The sequence below is a fragment of the Celeribacter baekdonensis genome (genome assembly GCF_900102315.1).
GTDB classification, from domain to species: domain Bacteria; phylum Pseudomonadota; class Alphaproteobacteria; order Rhodobacterales; family Rhodobacteraceae; genus Celeribacter; species Celeribacter baekdonensis.
On record NZ_FNBL01000009.1, the window covers coordinates 51,134 to 70,031 of the forward strand.

Below are 18,898 nucleotides of genomic sequence, written 5' to 3' on the forward strand. Positions count from 1 at the left end.
GGGCTATGCTCAATCGTTCCGACTACGACCAAAAAACAGGCGCTGCGTTGCGGCATGTTGCACGCGCAACAGCGCGCAACACCTTAGCCGGGCGGGCGTAATCCGGCTTTGCGAATTCGGCGCAAAACGGTCGAGCGATTGACGCCCAATCGTCGCGAGGCCTGTGCCATATTCCAATCACAGGCGTCCAAAACCTGTTCCAGCGTTTCTTCGGTCGGTTGATGCGTTTCAACGGGAGGTGGCAGATCGGGCAGGTCGATCACCGGGCCTTCACAGAGCGCGATTGCCACATCGAGCACCTGTTCCAATTCGCGCAGATTCCCCGGCCATGAGCGCCCCATCAGATCGGCCCGCGCGGAGGGCGACAAGCGGATGGTTTCGGGCGACCGACGGCGCAGCATTCGGTCGATCAGCCAGCCAAGATCCTGTCGCTGGCGCAGCGGCGGGAGGGTCAGGGTGCTGCCTGCCAAACGATGAAACAGCGGGCGGGGCAGGGTCATCTGCCCCGGCGCAAGACAGGTTGTGGAGAGGGGGCGCAGGTCGGGTCTTTGATCCAAAAGCACGGTGAGCGCGGCGGCGGTCTCTGAGGTGAGCGCGTCGATGCCGCGCAGCAAAAGCGTCGTTGGGCCGACCCCCTCGCCGCAGGCCGTTTGGAGTGCCATGGGCGTGAGCCCGGCGCAGTCCAGCGGGACAAACCCATTCACCTGACTCACCATATGAATGGCCCGTGCCAGCTTGTTTTTGCCTGTTCCTGTGTCGCCGCAGATCAACAAAGGCACGGTGGTCCGCGCCAGTTTTTCGGCCTGTGTCAGCAGTCGCGCTATGATGGGATCGCTGCCGGCCAACCCGGTCAAAACCCCACCACGGCGGGGTGCAGCCCGCAATGTCCGCGGGGCTTGCGGCGCGATAGCATGACCAAAAAGCGCGCCGCCGTCGCGCAGCTCGATAATCCGCTCTTCGGTCGGTCGGTCACGCATCAGATCAGGAAGATCATCGACGGACAGATTCAATGCCGCGTCGATCCGTTGGCCCAGAATGGGCGCGCCCTCAGGGAACAACCGACGTGCGCCGCGCGTATAGCCGATGATCTGTCCAGAGCCATCCAGCCGCACCGCGACCTCTGGATCAACATCCAAAAACTCCGGGCTGGATGAGAAGCGCAACACCCAATCCTGACGGCTTTCGGCCATGAGGTTGGCCATCTCCACCCGCCGCGCGGCGGTGGTCACAAGGCTCATGGCAAGGTTCTGACTGCTTTTCGTGGTTGGTGATCGCAGCAGTGAAATATCCAAAACGGCGGTGAGTTGTCCAAGGCTGTCAAAGATCGGTGCAGCGGTGCAAGAGAGCGTCGTATGCGCATTGCCGAAATGGTCGTCCTGATGCACCGTTACGGGTTCCTGCGTAAAAATACAGGCGCCAACGCCACAGGTCCCGGCCAGTTCTTCGGCCCAGTTCGAACCAAGATAAAGCCCCGCGCCGCGCAGTTCGTCTGCAAACAATTCGTCCCCGAAAAAATCGACGCAGACACCCTGTGCATCGGTGAGGATAAGGACGTAATTTTGTCCGGCCACCTGACGAAACAGGTTTTGTAACCCGGTGCGTGCGGCGGCGATCATCCACTCCGCCTGTTTGCGATGATCGCGTAACTCCGCCTCGGTGACAATATGCGCCGGATCGTTTCGCAGCGGGTCCATACCGTACAGCTCAACGCAACGCCGCCAAGACGCGGACACGAAGGTGTCGCGACCGGTCTGTGTGCCTTCCAGCACTTGTTCGATTTCCTCGATATGTTGGCGATCGCTCAAAGCGTTGTCCTCCTGCGCCAAGCGTAACACGGGTGTTTCACTTTTGGGGAGGAGACTTTGGTGGGAACCGTTGCACAGCTTGGTGAGGCGCTTGCGCCGGGTTTTTGTCGTTTGTCGCCCAAAAGGCCAGGTATGTCCAAATGCGATAACTCTGGCATGAGTTGAATTTCATGCAGAGTTGAGGCGACGCGCAATTCAATTTCGCAAAACATATTGAGCACATGGCCCAGCATTCTTGCCATACCAAATGGCCCCATGTGTTCGACGAGAATGACACTCAGCGCGCCGGCTTGAAATTTTTGTAGCACAGGTTTGAGCGAAGACACTTTGGCCAAGATGTCGAGGAACTTTGCATCGACATCAACGACATTGCGTGCGTCCGTGAGCATTGTGAAAGAGGGGTCAAAGTTGTCGTGTTTGAGATAGTCCTGAAATGCCGCCAGACCCTGATCTGCGGTCATGATGCCCTGAAAGCGAAACAGCGCCACGCGCTCTGTCGGGAACACAAAAATGCTATAGCCCATGGCCCCTCCTCAGGCAGATCGCGTTTCTGTATATGTTAAGTGACCCAAGCGCGTTCGAACAATATGTTTATCAAACCACCACACAGTCACAAATCTGTCGTGAATATATTAAGTTTTTGAAATCTGTCGGGTGCAGTGTGCGCGCGCTGTGGACCTTTTGTCCACGGGGGCATGCGTGCCCACCATACGGAGATCTAAGATGACATCCCTTACGCGTTTTGCACTGCCATTGCTGGCCAGCGTTTCAGTCCTATCCATGACTGCGGCTCACGCCGAACCGACCCAAGAGCTGATTGACGCTGCCAAGGCTGAAGGCACTTTGACCACCATCGCATTGCCCCACAACTGGTGTGGTTATGGCGACGTGATCGCAGGCTTCAAGGCGAAATATGGCCTCGACGTCAACGAACTGAACCCCAACGCAGGGTCTGCCGACGAACTTGAGGCGATCAAAGCCAACATGGGCAACACCGGTCCGCAAGCACCTGATGTCATCGACGTGGGCCTGTCCTTCGGTCCCGCTGCAAAAGACCAAGGCCTGATCCAGCCTTACAAAGTGTCCGTTTGGGACAGCATTCCCGATGACGCCAAAGATGCCGAAGGGTATTGGTACGGCGATTATTACGGCGTTTTGGCCTTTGGTGTGAACAAAGACATCATCCCCGACGCTCCCACAAGCTTTGCCGATCTGATGGACAGCGCTTATGCCAATTCCATCGCCATTCCGGGCGATCCGCGCACCGGCAACAGCACGATGATGACGGTCTATGCCGCAGGTGTTGCACAGGGTGCCGCCGCCGGTGGGGACGCGCTGAATGCGGGCATCACCTATTTCAAAGACCTGAAAGAAAACGGCAACTACGTTCCGGTCAATGGCAATTCGCAGAACCTCGCACAGGGCACCACCCCGATCTATTTCGATTGGGATTACAACCTGCTCGCGATGCGTGACACTTTGGCTGGCAACCCGCCGGTCGAGGTCGTCGTGCCCTCCGATGCCGTGGTCGCCGGTGTCTATGTTCAGGCGATTTCTGCCTATGCACCACACCCGAATGCCGCCAAACTTTGGATGGAATACATCTACTCCGACGAGGGTCAGACCCTTTGGCTCAAAGGCTATTGCCACCCGATCCGTTTCAACGACATGGCGGCGCGTGGGGTGATCCCGCAGGATCTGATGGATAAGCTGCCGCCGGCTGAAAACTACGCCAAGGCCGTGTTCCCGACGCTCGACGAGCAGGCTGCTGCAAAGTCCGCCATCGCTGACAATTGGGGCAAGGAAATGGGCGTCAACTGACGCCAATCCGAGTGCCTTCAGGCGGCAGGTTTCGGCCTGCCGCCCCCAACGTGTTTGACGGAATATCCTTTGATCCACACCGCTCCCCCTTCGATCAGCCAATCTGAAACGGTTCCACAGGCCACCCCCCCGACACCCCCGCGCAAACCCGCGCGGCGCAACCTGTCGTGGCTGGGCCTTGTGCCGTTTCTGGGCTTTGCCCTGTTGTTCCTGATCCTGCCGGTCTTTTATCTGGTCAATGGCGCGTTTCAGACGCCTGATGGCCGATATTCCTTTGAAACGATGTTGTCGCTTTCTGCGCCCGAGATTGCCGGGTCCTATGGTCTCTCGCTCAGGCTCAGCTTTGCCTCAGCCGCCATGGGAACGGTGTTCGGGCTTATCCTTGGCTATGCCTTGTTGCTGGGCGGGTTGCCCTCTTGGGTTCGACGCGCGTTTATGACCTTTTCGGGCGTTGCCTCGAATTTCGCCGGTGTGCCTCTGGCCTTTGCCTTTATCGCCACGCTGGGGCGGCTTGGTTTGGTGACCTTGGTGCTGCGCGATGTGTTGGGCATCAATATCTATGCCGCCGGGTTCAGCCTGTTTTCCTTTTGGGGTCTGACGCTCACCTATCTCTATTTCCAGCTGCCGCTGATGGTCTTGATGATCACGCCTGCGCTTGAAGGGCTGCGCCCCGAATGGCGCGAAGCCGCCGAAAGCCTTGGGGCCTCCCGTATGCAATATGTCGCCCGCGTCGCCCTGCCTCTGCTGGCACCCTCGGTGCTGGGGTGTTTCCTGTTGCTCTTTGCCAATGCCTTTGGGACACTGGCCACGATCTATGCACTGACCTCGGCCAATTACCCGGTGGTGCCGATTGTTCTGTTCCAGCAAATCCGCGGCAACGTGTTGTATAACCCCAACCTCGGCTATGCGCTGGCCGTGGGTATGATCCTCATCATGGGTCTGTCCAATACGCTCTATTTCATCCTACGCCGTCGTGCAGAACGGTGGCAGAAATGAGCCGTCGCTTCCCCCTCCTGTCGACCCTGATCGCTTTGGCCGGTGCCGCCTTTTTCATCGTGCCCTTGATCGCGACGTTCAACTTTTCCCTGCGGATGAAGCGTGGCGAGCTGTCTTTTGAGGCCTACCGTTCGGTGTTTGACAGCGATGTCTTTCTTGGGGTTCTTGGCTTTTCGGCCACCGCCTCTTTGATGGCGATCCTCATGGGCGTTTTGATCGTGGTCCCAACCGCCTACTGGGTGCGCCTGCGCGTGCCGCGAGCGCGACCGGTGATCGAATTTCTAAGCCTGATGCCGCTGATCATCCCACCCGTCGTGTTGGTTTTTGGCTATGTGCGACTGTATGGATCAAGCTCCATCCTGCCGTTGACCATGACCGAGGCGGGCACCAATGTGCTTCTGGTCATCGGTTATGTCGTGTTGTCGGTGCCGTATATGTATCGCGCTGTCGACAATGGCATGGCGGCCATCGACATCGCCACTTTGACCGAAGCGGCCGAAAGCCTTGGGGCGTCGCGCCTGCGCACCATCGTTTTTGTCATCTTCCCCAACATCCGTTCTGCCATCGTGTCGGGGGCCTTTCTGACCTTCTCGATCTCGCTGGGCGAATTCGTCATCACCAGCCTGCTCAACCGACCGGCCTTCGGTCCCTACCTCGTGCAGATGGGACAGGATTTCGCCTATCAACCGGCGGCTTTGGCGATCATGGCTTTTGCATTCACATGGATCTGCATGGTTCTGATGGAAGCCTTCGCCACCCGCAAACCCGGTCAGCGCCTGTTGCAATGGCGCGCTCCCCGTTCCGTCACAAAGGCCAAGTCATGAGCTTTCTCACCCTGAAAAACATCACCAAATCCTTTGGCCCCAACACGGTCGTGCGCGATTTTGACCTCAATGTCGCATCGGGAGAATTCGTGTCCTTCCTTGGGCCATCGGGCTGTGGCAAAACCACCGTGTTGCGGATGATCGCGGGTTTCGAGACCCCGAGCAGCGGCAGCATCCATGTGGGCGGGATGGATGTCACCGCCTTGCCTGCGAGCCGTCGAAAGATCGGCATGGTGTTTCAGGCCTACGCCCTGTTTCCCAACATGTCGGTGCGTGACAACGTGGCCTTTGGGCTGAAGATCGCGGGTATGCCGCGCGCCGAGATCGACACACGCGTGGCCGAGATGCTTGACCTGATTTCGCTCGGCTCACTGGCCGATCGCTACCCCTACCAAATGTCGGGTGGCCAGCAACAGCGCGTGGCCCTCGCGCGCGCTCTTGCGCCGCGCCCGAATCTTTTGTTGCTGGACGAACCCCTCTCCGCCCTTGACGCGCAAATCCGCACCTCACTGCGAGACGACATTCGGCGCATCCAACAAGAGCTGGGGATCACCACCGTTTTTGTGACCCATGATCAGGAAGAGGCGCTGTCGATCTCTGACCGGGTCGTCGTGATGCACAAGGGGCGCGCGGATCAGATCGGCACGCCCGCGCAGATTTATAACCGACCCACGACACGGTTCGTGGCGGATTTTGTCGGCAAGCTGAACACGTTTGAAGCGCGGGTCGAGAGCCCTCAGTCGATCTTTTTTGCCGGGCAAAACATCCACGATCCGCGCCACACGGACCTGACGCCCGGTGCGCCGATCACCGTCGCGTTGCGGCCAGAGGCGTTGTCACTGCGCCCGCGTCCGGGGGATGATCTGTCCCTGCCGGGGCGCGTGTTGCACAGCACGTTTTTGGGCTCCGTGATCCGTGCCCAGATCGACGTCGCAGGCCAGCAGGTCAGCGTCGACATGTTCAACCGGGCCGATGCGACCTTGCCGGTCGCGGGGGATATGGCCGAGGTTTGGTTCACACGTGGCGATGTTTTGGTCCTGCCAAGCGTGATGTGAGGGCATCAGAGGGGGGCGGCGACCCGTTCAGGCGCGTGTTCAGGGCTCAAACCAGCGTGTTGTTTTGAACAGAACCGGGACACCGCGGCTTTTAAGTATGCTCCACATTCCCTGACGATCCACCAGCATCACCCCAATCGCCAGTGCGCCCAGAGTGATCAGATACCAACTGCCCCAATCTGCGGCAAAGCTGCGCAGCGTAAAGAACAGAATGACCCCCAAAATAGGCCCTTCGATGGAGCCAATCCCGCCGATCACCACGATAAAGATGATGAATGCGGACCATTCGTTGACCGAAAACGCAGCGTCCGGGGTGATGCGCAGTTTTTGCAAAAAGATGAACCCGCCGGTTAGGGCCGTGCTTGCGGCTGTGGCGACATAAACCATGAATTTGACCCGTCGAATGCGGATACCGATGCTTTCAGAGGCGGGTTCAGAATCGCGGATTGCGGTAAAGGCGAGGCCCCATTTGGAGCGCAGCATCAGCCAGACGATCACCACCGATCCAATGCCAAGGCCAAAAGCGATGTAATACATCACCATGTCGCGTGCGCCGCGCGAGGTGGCGAGAGATTTGACCACATCAATCGGCAACGAGATGCCCGAACCGCCGCCAAGCGCCGAAAACTGCGCCGCAATCAGGCGAAACACCTCGGCGATGACCCATGTGCCAATGGCGAAATAGGCCCCTTGCAGGCGAAAGGCGATCCAGCCGATGGGAAAGGCGATGAGGCCCGACAGGAGGGCTGCGACGGGCAGGGCGATCAGCAAAGGCAGCCCGGAGAACATGGCGAGCGCGAAGAACAGATAGCCGCCGAGACCGACCCAAGCCTGTTGCCCCACCGAGATCAACCCTGTGTATCCCGCCAAAAGGTTCCACATCTGCGCAAGCGCCAAAAAGGCCAGCGCTTCCATCAACATATTGAGCGTGCCGCGTGAGGCCCAAAACGGGGCGGCGGCCAAAAAGACGATGGTCACAAAAATGGCGATGAGCGAGACGGGGGCTTTGCGGCGGGTCAGGGGAGCTGTCGTCATGGGATCATCCTTTCATGCGGGCAAACAGGCCCTGCGGTCGTACGACCAGGATCAAGAGGAAAACCAGATGGCCTGCGAGGATTTGAAATCCCGCATCAATTTGTGCGCCGACGACCTGTGCCACACCCAAAACGACCCCGCCAGCCAAGGTGCCCCAAAGCGAGCCAAGCCCGCCGATGATCACCGCCTCAAAGGCAAACAAAAGCCGCGATGGGCCTGCACTCGGGTCAAAATTGGTCTTCATCGCCAACATGATCCCCGCCACCGCGACAACGCCGGAGGCAATCATTGTGGCCAAGGCAAAGATATGGGCTTTGTTGCCCCCCATGAGCGGCACCATTTCCGCATCATCTGACGTGGCGCGCAACAGGCGACCGAGCGCGGTGTGGAAAAACAAAACATGCAGACCTGCCAAAACGCCAAGCGCAACTACGAACATCAGCAAAGGCATGGCACCTATGGCCAAGTCACCGGGAAGGGAGATGGATGCGACATCCAGCGCACCGCTTGAAACGCGGCGACTGTCGGCGGAGAACACCTCCATCATGCCGTTTTGCAAGATGATCGACAGACCAAAGGTGACCAGAATGGGCGGCAGAATATCCTTGCCCAACACCCGGTTGAGCAAGATGCGTTGCCCCAGATAACCGATCGTTCCCATCACCAAAACCACCGCCATAATACCAAGCGCCGGGTGCCATCCCATAAAGGTTACAAAGGACAACATCAGATAGGCCGCCAACACGATGAAATCGCCATGGGCGATGTTCACAAAGCGCATGACGCCGAACATCAGCGATAATCCGGCCGCGAACAGCGCGTAGAGGCCGCCCAAAAGCACGCCTTGAATCAACACATTGACCCATTCCATCAGAGCATCTCCTGTGCTGGTTCATTGGTGTCCGGTTCGTCGGCTTCAAGTCCGAAATAGGCGCGGGTGATCTCCGCGCGGCTGAGGTCCTCGGGGCGCCCAGACAGCGACACGCGGCCCTCCTGCAGACAGATCACGCGGGTGGCCACGGCCATGGCTTGGGCGATGTCCTGTTCGATCACCAACATCGACGTGCCCCGCGCACGGATGAGCGGCACGGCGGTGTAAATGTCTTTGATCACCTTTGGCGACAGACCCAGACTGATTTCGTCACACAAAAGCAACCTCGGGTTGGACATCAGGGCACGACCAATCGCGACCATCTGTTGCTGACCGCCTGAAAGCGCGGTTCCGCCATGGTGACGTCTGTCATGCAGGTCGGGAAACAACTCATAGATCGCCGCAAGTGACCACGGGCCTTTGCGTTTGCCACTTGCCCCGATGCTCAGGTTTTCTTCGACTGTCAAAGAGGGAAACAACCGCCGCCCCTCGGGCACCATGGCGATGCCGGCCTTGTGAATCAGATGCGCGGGCTGGCCGGCGATGGCCGCGCCTGCAAAGCGGATGTCCTGGCCTTTCGAGGGCAAAAGCCCGGTGAGCGTGCGCAGTATGGTGGATTTACCGGCCCCGTTGGCCCCGATCACCGCCATCGTGTCGCCCTCATCCATAGTCAGATCAATGCCAAACAGCGCTTGGAAATCGCCATAGAACGCGGTGAGATTACGGATTTCGAGAAAAGCGTTATGCGGCGTCATCGGCATCAATCCCCAAATAGAGTTGTTGCACCATCGGGTCGGCCATCACCGCTTTGGGATCGCCCTGCGCGACCAAAGCGCCGCGATCAATCACGACCAAGCGTTCGACCACGGCCAAAAGCGCGTGAACCACATGTTCGATCCAAATGACGGCCATGCCGCTGGCGTGAATGTCGCGTATGGTGGCGACCAAGGCGTGACACTCGGCTTCCGTCAAACCGCCTGCGATCTCATCCAGCAAAAGGACCTTGGGTGAGGTGGCCAAAGCGCGCGCCATTTCAAGTCTTTTGCGCTCCAAAAGCCCCAGACTCCCGGCCTGAAGATTGGCTTTCGGCCTCAACCCGGTCAGTTCCAAAACCCTGCGACAGGTCTGTGGGGCGCTCTGCGCATCGCCGCCAAAAATCGCCGCTGTCAGGAGGTTTTCATAGACCGTCATGCCGACAAAGGGATGTGGGATTTGAAACGAGCGCCCGATGCCAAGCCGACAGCGCTGGGCTGCGGGCAGGTCGGTGATGTCGTGGTCTTGCCAATAAATCCGCCCCTCAGACGGTTGGAGCGCACCGCCAATCAAATTGAACAAGGTCGATTTTCCGGCTCCGTTCGGTCCAATGATGCCAAGCGCCTCGCCGCTCTCCACGGCAAGATCGACAGCATCGGTGACCGTGAGCGCGCCGAAAGATTTCGACACGCCCTTCAGCGTAACGATCTGTGTCAAGGTGTCCTCCCCTTTTGCGGCAGGGTGGCAAGGAGGAGGGCAGGTGCCAATGCCGCATGAGGTGTTTTTCAATACCTTTGGAGGCGCATATTTTTTCTGATGATACTCTGTTGGTATTGGCGGATACCAGCACAGGCATTGATTGAAACCTGTTCAAGGGCGAGTTTCGCCGCAAGAATTGCCATCACACGGAGGAGTAGGTTATGCGCAATATCACACTGGAAAACGTCACGGATGCCGTCATCAACGCGATGAGCGGGGATATCCCTGCACGCAACCGGGAAATCATGTCGGCGGCCATCAAGCACATCCACGCCTTCTGCAAAGAGGTCGATCTGAGCTATGATGAATGGCTTGAGGCGATGAAATGGTTCGTCCGCGCCGGTCACATTTCCAATGAGGCCCGCAACGAATTCATCCTGATTTCTGACATCATCGGCGTTGAAGTGCTTGTCGATATGCTCGACAAAAAGCCGACCCATGGTGAAACGATCACCACCGTGCTTGGGCCGTTCTACCGCGAAAATTCACCGGTTTTGCCCAAAGGCGCGTCGATCATTCAAAAAGAATATCCGGGCACAGAAACCGTGCGCATCACCGGGACCATTCGCGACACCGATGGCGCACCTGTGCCCAATGTGATCCTTGATGTGTGGCATGATGCTCCGAACGGTCTTTATGACCTTCAGGACCCGGAACAGCCGGACATGAACTTCCGCGGTCGGTTTGAAACCGATGAAAATGGCGAATATGATCTCGTGTGCTATCGCCCCGCGCCTTACCCGATCCCCTATGACGGGGCAGCGGGCGAGTTGCTCAACTACATGGGGCACCACCCGTGGCGTCCGGGTCATGTCCATTTCATGATCATGAAAGAAGGCTACAAAACCCTCATTTCACAAATCTACGACAGCGAGACTGAATATCTCGACAATGACTCTGTCTTTGCCGTGAAAGAGGAACTTGTTGGCACTTTGAAAAAGGCGCCTGAAGGGGCCGATACGGATCTCGCGATGGAGTTCAATTTCGTGATCCGCAACAACGCCAAACTCGGCGCTGTTGCCGCCGAGTAAGCACAACATTGACAGGGTGGAGCGCAGCGTCCCGTCGCTCCACCCCCTTTCTGGCGTCGGAAATGATATGAATACCCCCTTCTCTGCAATGCCCACAAAGACTCGCATCTCTGACGACGCAGCGACGATGGATCTGGCCCAAGCGACGGCGATCCGTTCGGTCTCTGCACGCATTATCGAGGCCCCGACCCGGCGCAAACATAAGCTTTCGAACACTTCTTTGAGCCACCAAGGCTATATTTTTGTTGAGGTTGTGTTGGAGAATGGCGTTGTCGGTTTTGGAGAGGGCTCCACCTTGGGCGGGCCGCGCTGGGCCGAGGAGAGTGTTGAGGCCATGAAGGCCAATATCGACACCTATCTCGCGCCCGCTCTGATCGGCCATCCCGCCTGTTTCCTTGAGGCCGCCGCCACCAAAATGGCGCAGGCCGCCAAGCGCAATTACACTGCCAAATCCGCTCTCGACATGGCCATGTTGGACGCCGTTGGTAAAACGCTGAACGTGCCCGCCCATGTCCTTTTGGGCGGGGCGCAGCGTGCGTCTTTTTCCGCCATTTGGGCCTTGGCTTCTGGTGATGCAGGCCAGGAGGTCGAAGAGGCCAAGGGCATGATCGAAAAGGGGTGGTTCAACCGCTTTAAAATCAAACTCGGCTTTGCTGACCCGTTGACCGATCTGGCGCGTCTGGCCGCCTTGAAAGCGGCGTTGCCCGAGGGCACGGACATGATCGCGGATGTGAATCAAGGCTGGTCGGAGGCCGATTTTATCCGTTATGTGCCACATCTTGTGGACCTTGGGGTGAGTTTGATCGAACAACCGCTTCCCGCCGCCCAAATGCCTGCCATGGCGCGCATTGCCGCGCGCTCTCCGATCCCGATCATGCTGGACGAGGGCGTGTCCACCCTTGGCGAAGCCATGGACGGTTGTGGCGCAGGTGCGGGCTCAGTCCTGTCACTCAAACTGTGCAAACACGGTGGGGTGCATCAATTGAAACGGGTCGCGGGCATCGCACAGGCGGCGGGTGTTCAGCTTTACGGCGGGTGTCTTTTGGAAAGCTCCTTGGGTGCTGCGGGGCATTTGCACGCTTTCGCCACTTTGCCGAATTTGGACTGGGGCACCGAACATTTCGGTCCGAAAATTCTGGTCGAGGATCTGTGTTCCGATGGGCTGCGCTATGAGAATTTTGAAGTGCATCTGCCGACAGGTCCGGGCCTTGGGGTCACGCCTGACCCAGACCGTATCAATCGTTATGCCCGCAAAGACTAAAGGAAGTTCCCATGCAAACCGCATCGCTGCGCGTCCGTTTTGAAGAGATGGGCATGGCGCTCACGCAAAAGCCGCATCTCAAACGCCTCGGGCAGTTGTTTTCCGAGACGGTTCTGATCGAAGTCGATGATCAGCAGATCTATCTGTACTTTCATCGTGGCCTGCTTGAGCGGGTCGAAGAAGGCCCGAGCAGCAAAATCCCGTGGCGGTTTGCCTTGCGTGTGGATGGTGAGGCGCTGGATGCCTTTTGGCACCCCATGCCAGCGCCACGGTTTCACGACATTTTCGGCTTTGTCAAAACCGGTCGTGGGCGGATTGATGGCGACATTCTTGCCCTTGTCAAAAACCTGAGGTTTTTCAAAGAATTTATGGCGCTGGGCCGTCAAAAGGAGGCCGCATAATGGCGCTTGAACAGATCATTGGCCGCTATGTGACGATTGAGGTCCAAGGCCGCAAAAACCGCATCTATTTTGAAGAAGCGGGCAGCGGGCAGCCGGTCCTGTGTTTCCACACAGCGGGCGCAGACAGCCGCCAGTGGCGGCATATCCTGAACGATCCCGAGTTGACCAAAGCCTATCGTTTCATCGCACCGGACATGCCGTGGCATGGCAAATCTTTGCCGCCTGAGGGGTTTCATGAGGAAGAATACCTTTTGACCACCGAAGCCTATATGGAAACAGTGCTCAAACTGGTGAAGGCGCTCAATCTGGAGAATCCGATCTATGCCGGATGTTCCATGGGCGGTCGGATCGCGCTGCAACTGGCGCTTAAGACGCCGGACCCGTTCAAAGGTTTTATTGCGATCGAGGCCTCGGATTTTCAACCGGCGTGGTATGACATCGACTGGTTCCACCGCCCGGACGCCCATGGCGGCGAAATGGGTGCGGCTTTGGTCAGTGCCAATATCGCGCCGCAATCCCCGGAGGCCGAGCGTTGGAACACCCAATGGATGTTTATGCAATCTGGCCCCGGCGTGTTTCGCGGGGATTTGAGTTTTTACACCCAAGATGACAGTCTCGTCGGGCAACTTGGCCGCATTGACACAGGCGCACGCCCTGTGCATCTCATGGTGGGCACATATGATATGACCTGTACCCCAGAGGATGCCAAACGCACCGCCGATGCCATTCCCGGTGCCAGCCTTGCCGTGATGGATGGGATCGGGCATTTTCCGATGAGCGAAAACCCCGATGTATTCCGGCCCTATTTTGTCGATGCCCTCGCAAAAATGGGGTGAATGCGTAAAAACCGGGTGATGAAAAAGGGGCTGGGGAGGGCCACTTTGGAATTCAAACGTCTGAAATATTTTATTGCCGTGGCCGAGGAATTGCATTTCGGCCGCGCAGCGGCGCGTTTGGAAATGGCCCAGCCACCCTTGTCGCGCCAAATCGCGACGCTTGAAAAAGAGATCGGCGCACAATTGTTTGATCGCGCCCGCAGCCAAATCCGGCTCACCGAGGCGGGTGCGGTTTTGTTGGATCGGGCGCGCGATATTTTGGACGATCTCGACAGCGCCTACCGTGAAGTGGAACTCATCGGGCGCGGCGGTGCGGGGCGGTTGCGCGTGGCCTTTGTTGGCTCGGCGACCCATGGGGTCCTGCCGTCGTTGATCAAATCCTATCGCTCGCATTACCCGCATGTCGATCTGTCGCTCAGCTCGATGAACAACGCCGAATTGGAACGCGGTCTGATCCAGCGCGATATCGACATCGCGGTGGCGCGGCCAAACCTTCAAGGTGATGAATTCCGCTCCATGGCTTTGCATCACGAGCCGCTCATTCTTGCCCTGCCCGACAACTCAGCCCTTGCCGGTCAGAGCCTGCCGATCAAGCTGGCGGATTTGGATAAAGAGACCTTTGTGCTCTACCCGCGACGCCCGCGCCCCTCGTTTGCCGATCATATTTTGAAGGTCTGTGAGGGCGAAGGCTTTACACCTGTGGATCAGATCTTTGCCCAAGATTACCAAACCGCCATTTCGCTTGTCTCAGTTGGGGTCGGCTTGGCGATGGTGCCCAAATCGGTGTCAAATTCGCCACGAGCGGGGGTGTTGTACCGCTCTTATGAAGGCAACAATCCCGGCACCTCTTTGACGGTGCATGCCCGGCGCGACAATCGCAAGCCGCAGGTCCTCCAATTCTTTGACATCATTGAAAAATACACCCGAAAACGCACCTGATTTGATGACAAAAGGGCCTCGCCAAAGTGTTTCGCCATAAACCTGAATCACGGGTTTATGGCGGAACGCTTTAAACAGGGAGGCCCCCTGTCTTTAGCCGATCGGACGCATTTGTGCGCTCAGCGGGATGTCCGGCGCGTTGGTGTTGTCGACGATGTCGAGCACCGGTTTGCCATCGCGCACCGACCATTGGCCGCCAACCAGCGGCGTTTTTGCAATGTTCGGCACAGGGCCCGCACCAAAGTTGATCATGCCGGTGATTGTGTTCAGAGAGGTGGCACGGATCGCTGCGGCGATGCTGTCGGGGTCGGTGGGGTCCTCGGTCCGGGATAACGCATCCAAAGCCACCTCAAACAGCGAGTGTTTAAAACCAAGCGGCATGGTCCAGAGGTTGCCGGTCTCGGCCTCATAAGCGCTGGCAAGATCGGCCGAACTTTGCCCGGTCAGCGAAGAGTTGAAGGGGTGATGCGGCGACCACCACACTTCGACCGAAAGCCCGTCTGCACGGGGACCAAGGGCGGCCATGGCCTGAGGAAATTCGCTGGCCTTGGCGACATTGATGACCTTGGGCGCAAAGCCTTGCTGCGCCGATTGACTGAGGAACGTGGTGAAATCTGGCGGGATCACGACGCCGGTGACGATCTCGACCCCCGCGGCTTTGAAGGCTGAAATCTGTGCCGAGAAATCGTCGGTCATGGACTGAAACCGGCCGGTGTCGACCAAGGAATAGCCTTTGTCCGCCATCGGTTTGGGGAAGCCAACCGCAGGGTCGCCCCAGGCATTGCCGTCCGGGTCATTGGGCCAAAGTGCACCGACCACCTTATTGGTGGCGACTTGATCCCATTGCGACATGAACGTGCTGATCACGTCTTCAAGGCCCCAGAAATAGTGGAACGTGTAATCAAACCCCTTGGCCGGATCGCCCTGACGGCCAAAGAAATGCGGTTGCCATGGCGTGTCATTGCTAATGCAAGGCACACCGTTCAACTCGGCCTGATCCGCCACCGGGTTGGTCGTGTCCGGCGTCGATGTGGCCAAGAGCATGTCTACCTCATCGTTGAGGATCAATTCCTGAGCAACGGAAGAGGCGCGGTTGGAGTTGGATTGACTGTCTTTCAGGATGATTTCGACCGGATGTTTGGTGCCTTGGATCATCACGCTGTCGCCGATTTGGGCGCGCACGGCGTCGATCACAAATTGCGTTGGCTCGGCAAAAATCGCAAGCGGTCCGGTCACGGGCTGAACAAGACCAAGTTTGATGGTTTTGGTTTTGGCGAGTGCAGGCAAGGGAAATTGCGACAGCGCGGCACCGGAGGCCACCGCCCCCACGCCGCGCAAAAAGCCACGGCGGTTCACTGGTGTAGGTTTCATTTTTTCTCCTCCCATAGAGTGGTTGGAGTATCCCCCGTGGCGTGCGATGTGCCTATGCTGTGGCCAGTATTGGATGATACGGGCGGTGACAGGCCCTTGTTTGAGTTGGCTTGGATCTGTCCGCTTGGCGGACACCTCTTCGGTGAGCCTGTTTTCCCACATCCGCGCGCCATATAGTTTTTGATGACTTAGCGTTGGGAGGAACGCCATGGAAACGCACAGGTTTCCCTTTGCGCGACAGCGCGGGGGGCGGGTTTTTGCTGCGCATAAAAGCTCTGAAGGGCGCGCGGCATGATCAACGGAAAATATAAAAAACGCATATCAAATACCTTCTTGGCTGCCGCTGCATCCTGCTTTCTGTTTGGAGCCGGGGTGACCGTGATGGATGTGATTTTGCGGGCGGTTGCGGGTATGAATGTGCCCGCCGCCATTGAACTGACATCCCTGTCCATTGGTTTGGGTGCGCTGTTGTCGATGCCGGTCTGTTACGCGAAACGGACCCATGTGACGGCTAAGCTCTTGTCCGAATTGTCGCCAAACCGCTTCACCCGGCCTTTGGGCATTTTCGGCAGCATCGCCTCGCTGATCTTTGCCGGGCTTTTGTTTTGGATTTTGGCCGAAAACACCCTGTCCAAACTTGGCTCACCCGAAACCACCGCCGATTTGGGCGTGCCGGTGTCGATGGCGCTGATGGTGGTGACGCTCACCCTCTTGGCCGCTCTTGTCGCCGCGCTGGCGGCGGTTTGGTTCTCCCTGAAAAATGAGAAGGATTGGTGATGAGTGGGATGCTTTTGGGTGGCATGGGGTTCTTTGCCGCAATCGTGATGATCTTTCTCGAAGTGCCGGTTGCTGTCGCCCTTGGTCTTGTCGGTGTGCTGGGATCGGCGATGATCATCGGGTTGCCCGGTGCCATGGCGATTGGCGCGACGACCACCTGGGACAGTCTGACGAATTACACGCTGACCATGTTGCCGCTGTTTGTGATGATGGGCAATTTGGCCGCGCGCAGTGGCTTGTCCACGAAGCTCTATCACTCCATGTCCGTGCTGATCGGCCACCGTCGTGGCGGGTTGGCACTGGCAACGATTGGTGCGTCGGCGGGGTTTGGGATGATCTCTGGGTCGTCCTTGGCCACCACCGCAACCATGGGCCGGATCGCTTTGCCTGAAATGAAAGCTGCCGGATATTCGCGCTCGCTCTCCGCCGGGTCGGTGGCTGCGGGGGGCACACTTGGCATTCTGATCCCGCCGTCAACGGTCTTGGTGATCTATGCTTTCATCGCCGAGCAATCCATTCGTGATCTGCTTTTGGCCACGGCCGGACCGATCTTTTTGGCGGTCCTGTTGTACTGTCTGGCGATCTGGGTGCCGATCTGGATGGGATGGTCTGTGGCGCCACAGCGGGTGCGCGCCGAAGGGTCGGAGCGGCGCAGCGCGATCAAGGAATTGCTACCTCCGGTTGGCATTTTTGGTCTGATCATGGGTGGGCTTTATTCCGGCGTGTTCACCGCCAATGAAACCGCCGCCATTGGGGCCGCCGTGGTTCTGGCCTATGGGTTGCTCGCCCGGCGCTTGTCCTTTGAGGGCTTTATGTCCGCGATCATGGACACGGCGATGACCTGTGGCGCGCTCTATCTGGTGTTGATCGGCGCGAATCTGTTTAACTTTTTCCTCGCCCTCTCTGGCCTGCCATTTTCCCTCACCGGGTTGTTTTCCGGCATCTTGGATCAACCGCTTTTGGTGATCTTGTTGATGCTGGCGATCTATCTGATCTTGGGCACGTTGATGGACAGTCTCGCGATGTTGTTGCTCACCGTGCCACTGTTCGTGCCGGTGGCGCAGGCAGCGGGGATCGACCTTGTGTGGTTCGGGATTTTCGCTGTGATGGTGGTGGAAATGGGGCTGATTACCCCGCCCGTCGGCATGAATCTTTTTGTCCTTAAAACCGTCGCACCGGACGTCAAGCTCACCGAACTTTGGAAAGGGGCGGCCCCTTTTGTCATCGCCGATTTCATTCGCGTGGGGATCATTATCGCTCTGCCCGCGCTTGTCATTTGGCTGCCCTACCATGCGATCTGATCAGAAAAACGGGAGGAAACTATGATCAAAACTCTATTCAAAGCCACCACTGTGGCGCTTGCCTTGGGCGTGTCTTTTGCTGCGTCTATGGCAGAGGCGCGCGAAATGCGCGTGTCGTCTTTTGAGCCTGCACAGGGGTTCTATTCGTCGAAAGTGCTGCAAGCCTGGATCGACGAGGTGAACCCGAAGCTGTCCAAAGGCGCGTCCTTCAAACTCTACCCCGGCTCCATCCTTGGCGCACCGCCCGCACAGGCGGAATTGGTCAAAGCGGGCGTGGCCGATGTGGCGCTGGTTGTGCCGACCTATACACCGGGTCTGTTTCCGATGACGGGCGTGGTCGAAGTTCCGGGTTTGGTGGCAACCTCCACTCAAGGCACCGAGATCCTCAACACGCTGGCCGAGGACGGTGCGTTGAACGCAGAATATGCCGATTACAAAGTGATCGCCCTGTTCACCACGCCGGGCTACCGCTTTTTCATGACGGACGCACCCGCTGATGCCCCCGCCGATCTCAACGGTTTGAAACTGCGCACCCCATCGAAATTTGGTTCGACCTTGTTTGATCTTCTGGGCGCGTCGGGCGTGTCTATTCCGGCACCGCAGGTCTATGAGAACCTCGAACGCGGTGTGGTGTCTGGCGCGGTTTGGGTGATGGATGCCTATCGCACCTTCCGCCTCAATGAAGTGGCCCCCTATATCACCACCACGCGCTTCACCTCCTCGCCCATGGCCGTTTTGATGAACAAACGCACCTATGAGGGCCTGTCGGACGCGGACAAAGCCGTGCTGGACGAGATGTCCGGTCGCGCCACGGCCGAATGGATCGCCTCTGTTGTCGATCAAACCGATGCCGAGGTCGAAGCGGCGCTTCGTGCGGCGGGTGAAGTGACCTTTGTTGAACTGGATGAGGCAGGTCATGCGGCATGGGATGCGGCATTGGCGGAGGCTCCGGCCAAATGGGTGGCCGAGCAGGCTGACCCGGACGTGGCCGAAACCGTGCTGACGCGTGCGCGCGAGGTCTCTGCACGCTGATCTTCTCTCCGTCTGTCCACACTGCGGACG

Annotated in this window: 19 protein-coding genes; 12 read left to right on the forward strand and 7 right to left on the reverse strand. The window is 58.1% G+C overall.

Features of this window, described 5'->3' with window-relative positions; all coding sequences use genetic code 11:
- Window positions 1-83: 83 nt before the first annotated feature.
- Together BLT54_RS14890 and BLT54_RS14895 are read right to left on the reverse strand one after the other, a co-directional pair.
- The gene (locus BLT54_RS14890; RefSeq protein ID WP_074646088.1) at window positions 84-1,805 is read right to left on the reverse strand and encodes a sigma-54-dependent Fis family transcriptional regulator; all 1,722 of its coding nucleotides are present in this window, start codon (window positions 1,803-1,805) and stop codon (window positions 84-86) included.
- A complete protein-coding gene (locus BLT54_RS14895; RefSeq protein ID WP_074646089.1) occupies window positions 1,802-2,329 on the reverse strand; it encodes a hypothetical protein in 528 nt (175 codons plus the stop codon). The genes BLT54_RS14890 and BLT54_RS14895 overlap by 4 nt, the downstream gene beginning before the upstream one ends.
- Before the next feature lie 199 nt (window positions 2,330-2,528).
- Between BLT54_RS14895 and BLT54_RS14900 the strand changes: the two genes are divergently transcribed.
- The 4 genes from BLT54_RS14900 to BLT54_RS14915 all read left to right on the forward strand — a co-directional run bounded on the left by BLT54_RS14900 (window position 2,529) and on the right by BLT54_RS14915 (window position 6,501).
- On the forward strand, window positions 2,529-3,626 hold the full coding sequence (locus BLT54_RS14900) for an ABC transporter substrate-binding protein (RefSeq protein ID WP_074646090.1): 1,098 nt from the start codon (window positions 2,529-2,531) through the stop codon (window positions 3,624-3,626).
- 69 nt (window positions 3,627-3,695) lie between these two features.
- Entirely contained in the window at window positions 3,696-4,622 is a 927-nt protein-coding gene (locus BLT54_RS14905; RefSeq protein WP_143026835.1) for an ABC transporter permease, read from the forward strand.
- Window positions 4,619-5,446, forward strand: a complete 828-nt coding sequence (locus BLT54_RS14910) for an ABC transporter permease (RefSeq protein WP_074646091.1) — start codon at window positions 4,619-4,621, stop codon at window positions 5,444-5,446. Before BLT54_RS14905 ends, BLT54_RS14910 begins: the two co-directional genes overlap by 4 nt.
- Window positions 5,443-6,501: an ABC transporter ATP-binding protein gene (locus BLT54_RS14915; RefSeq protein ID WP_074646092.1), complete on the forward strand. Its 1,059-nt coding sequence runs from the start codon at window positions 5,443-5,445 to the stop codon at window positions 6,499-6,501. Before BLT54_RS14910 ends, BLT54_RS14915 begins: the two co-directional genes overlap by 4 nt.
- A 39-nt stretch (window positions 6,502-6,540) precedes the next feature.
- Here the strand turns inward: BLT54_RS14915 and BLT54_RS14920 are convergent, their stop codons facing one another.
- Genes BLT54_RS14920 through BLT54_RS14935 form a run of 4 tightly spaced genes read right to left on the reverse strand, consistent with a single transcriptional unit; the run spans window position 6,541 to window position 9,877 of the window.
- Window positions 6,541-7,536, reverse strand: coding sequence for a branched-chain amino acid ABC transporter permease (locus tag BLT54_RS14920; RefSeq protein WP_074646093.1), 996 nt, complete (start codon window positions 7,534-7,536; stop codon window positions 6,541-6,543).
- A 4-nt stretch (window positions 7,537-7,540) separates the two neighbouring features.
- Complete coding sequence (locus tag BLT54_RS14925) at window positions 7,541-8,407, reverse strand: branched-chain amino acid ABC transporter permease (protein ID WP_074646094.1); 867 nt, start codon at window positions 8,405-8,407, stop codon at window positions 7,541-7,543.
- Entirely contained in the window at window positions 8,407-9,162 is a 756-nt protein-coding gene (locus BLT54_RS14930) for an ABC transporter ATP-binding protein (protein WP_074646095.1), read from the reverse strand. The genes BLT54_RS14925 and BLT54_RS14930 overlap by 1 nt, the downstream gene beginning before the upstream one ends.
- Complete coding sequence (locus tag BLT54_RS14935; protein ID WP_074646096.1) at window positions 9,149-9,877, reverse strand: ABC transporter ATP-binding protein; 729 nt, start codon at window positions 9,875-9,877, stop codon at window positions 9,149-9,151. The genes BLT54_RS14930 and BLT54_RS14935 overlap by 14 nt, the downstream gene beginning before the upstream one ends.
- A gap of 203 nt (window positions 9,878-10,080) precedes the next feature.
- On the opposite strand from BLT54_RS14935, the gene BLT54_RS14940 reads away from it, so the two are divergent.
- The 5 genes from BLT54_RS14940 to BLT54_RS14960 all read left to right on the forward strand — a co-directional run bounded on the left by BLT54_RS14940 (window position 10,081) and on the right by BLT54_RS14960 (window position 14,387).
- Window positions 10,081-10,950, forward strand: coding sequence for a dioxygenase family protein (locus tag BLT54_RS14940; protein ID WP_074646097.1), 870 nt, complete (start codon window positions 10,081-10,083; stop codon window positions 10,948-10,950).
- A gap of 67 nt (window positions 10,951-11,017) precedes the next feature.
- Window positions 11,018-12,211, forward strand: coding sequence for a muconate/chloromuconate family cycloisomerase (locus BLT54_RS14945; RefSeq protein WP_245708014.1), 1,194 nt, complete (start codon window positions 11,018-11,020; stop codon window positions 12,209-12,211).
- Between the two features lie 11 nt (window positions 12,212-12,222).
- Window positions 12,223-12,612, forward strand: a complete 390-nt coding sequence (locus BLT54_RS14950; RefSeq protein ID WP_074646099.1) for a hypothetical protein — start codon at window positions 12,223-12,225, stop codon at window positions 12,610-12,612.
- Window positions 12,612-13,448, forward strand: a complete 837-nt coding sequence (locus tag BLT54_RS14955; protein ID WP_074646100.1) for an alpha/beta fold hydrolase — start codon at window positions 12,612-12,614, stop codon at window positions 13,446-13,448. The genes BLT54_RS14950 and BLT54_RS14955 overlap by 1 nt, the downstream gene beginning before the upstream one ends.
- Window positions 13,449-14,387 (forward strand): LysR family transcriptional regulator, encoded by a 939-nt coding sequence (locus BLT54_RS14960; RefSeq protein ID WP_083351839.1) that lies wholly within the window; start codon window positions 13,449-13,451, stop codon window positions 14,385-14,387. It begins immediately after the preceding gene.
- Window positions 14,388-14,480: 93 nt separating this feature from the next.
- Here BLT54_RS14960 and BLT54_RS14965 read toward each other — a convergent pair whose 3' ends face one another.
- Complete coding sequence (locus BLT54_RS14965) at window positions 14,481-15,758, reverse strand: ABC transporter substrate-binding protein (protein WP_074646101.1); 1,278 nt, start codon at window positions 15,756-15,758, stop codon at window positions 14,481-14,483.
- Window positions 15,759-16,049: 291 nt separating this feature from the next.
- On the opposite strand from BLT54_RS14965, the gene BLT54_RS14970 reads away from it, so the two are divergent.
- Genes BLT54_RS14970 through BLT54_RS14980 form a run of 3 tightly spaced genes read left to right on the forward strand, consistent with a single transcriptional unit; the run spans window position 16,050 to window position 18,868 of the window.
- The gene (locus BLT54_RS14970; protein ID WP_074646102.1) at window positions 16,050-16,535 is read left to right on the forward strand and encodes a TRAP transporter small permease; all 486 of its coding nucleotides are present in this window, start codon (window positions 16,050-16,052) and stop codon (window positions 16,533-16,535) included.
- The gene (locus tag BLT54_RS14975; protein WP_083351840.1) at window positions 16,535-17,836 is read left to right on the forward strand and encodes a TRAP transporter large permease; all 1,302 of its coding nucleotides are present in this window, start codon (window positions 16,535-16,537) and stop codon (window positions 17,834-17,836) included. The genes BLT54_RS14970 and BLT54_RS14975 overlap by 1 nt, the downstream gene beginning before the upstream one ends.
- 21 nt (window positions 17,837-17,857) lie before the next feature.
- On the forward strand, window positions 17,858-18,868 hold the full coding sequence (locus BLT54_RS14980) for a TRAP transporter substrate-binding protein (protein ID WP_074646103.1): 1,011 nt from the start codon (window positions 17,858-17,860) through the stop codon (window positions 18,866-18,868).
- The last annotated feature ends 30 nt before the right edge of the window (window positions 18,869-18,898 follow it).

Bases quoted from the DNA above. Each gene is read 5' to 3' on its own strand.
- BLT54_RS14895 (WP_074646089.1), bottom strand. From the start codon at position 2,329: ATGGGCTATAGCATTTTTGTGTTCCCGACAGAGCGCGTGGCGCTGTTT.
- BLT54_RS14900 (WP_074646090.1), top strand. From the start codon at position 2,529: ATGACATCCCTTACGCGTTTTGCACTGCCATTGCTGGCCAGCGTTTCA.
- BLT54_RS14910 (WP_074646091.1), top strand. From the start codon at position 4,619: ATGAGCCGTCGCTTCCCCCTCCTGTCGACCCTGATCGCTTTGGCCGGT.
- BLT54_RS14915 (WP_074646092.1), top strand. From the start codon at position 5,443: ATGAGCTTTCTCACCCTGAAAAACATCACCAAATCCTTTGGCCCCAAC.
- BLT54_RS14920 (WP_074646093.1), bottom strand. From the start codon at position 7,536: ATGACGACAGCTCCCCTGACCCGCCGCAAAGCCCCCGTCTCGCTCATC.
- BLT54_RS14925 (WP_074646094.1), bottom strand. From the start codon at position 8,407: ATGGAATGGGTCAATGTGTTGATTCAAGGCGTGCTTTTGGGCGGCCTC.
- BLT54_RS14930 (WP_074646095.1), bottom strand. From the start codon at position 9,162: ATGACGCCGCATAACGCTTTTCTCGAAATCCGTAATCTCACCGCGTTC.
- BLT54_RS14940 (WP_074646097.1), top strand. From the start codon at position 10,081: ATGCGCAATATCACACTGGAAAACGTCACGGATGCCGTCATCAACGCG.
- BLT54_RS14945 (WP_245708014.1), top strand. From the start codon at position 11,018: ATGAATACCCCCTTCTCTGCAATGCCCACAAAGACTCGCATCTCTGAC.
- BLT54_RS14950 (WP_074646099.1), top strand. From the start codon at position 12,223: ATGCAAACCGCATCGCTGCGCGTCCGTTTTGAAGAGATGGGCATGGCG.
- BLT54_RS14955 (WP_074646100.1), top strand. From the start codon at position 12,612: ATGGCGCTTGAACAGATCATTGGCCGCTATGTGACGATTGAGGTCCAA.
- BLT54_RS14960 (WP_083351839.1), top strand. From the start codon at position 13,449: ATGCGTAAAAACCGGGTGATGAAAAAGGGGCTGGGGAGGGCCACTTTG.
- BLT54_RS14965 (WP_074646101.1), bottom strand. From the start codon at position 15,758: ATGAAACCTACACCAGTGAACCGCCGTGGCTTTTTGCGCGGCGTGGGG.
- BLT54_RS14970 (WP_074646102.1), top strand. From the start codon at position 16,050: ATGATCAACGGAAAATATAAAAAACGCATATCAAATACCTTCTTGGCT.
- BLT54_RS14975 (WP_083351840.1), top strand. From the start codon at position 16,535: ATGAGTGGGATGCTTTTGGGTGGCATGGGGTTCTTTGCCGCAATCGTG.
- BLT54_RS14980 (WP_074646103.1), top strand. From the start codon at position 17,858: ATGATCAAAACTCTATTCAAAGCCACCACTGTGGCGCTTGCCTTGGGC.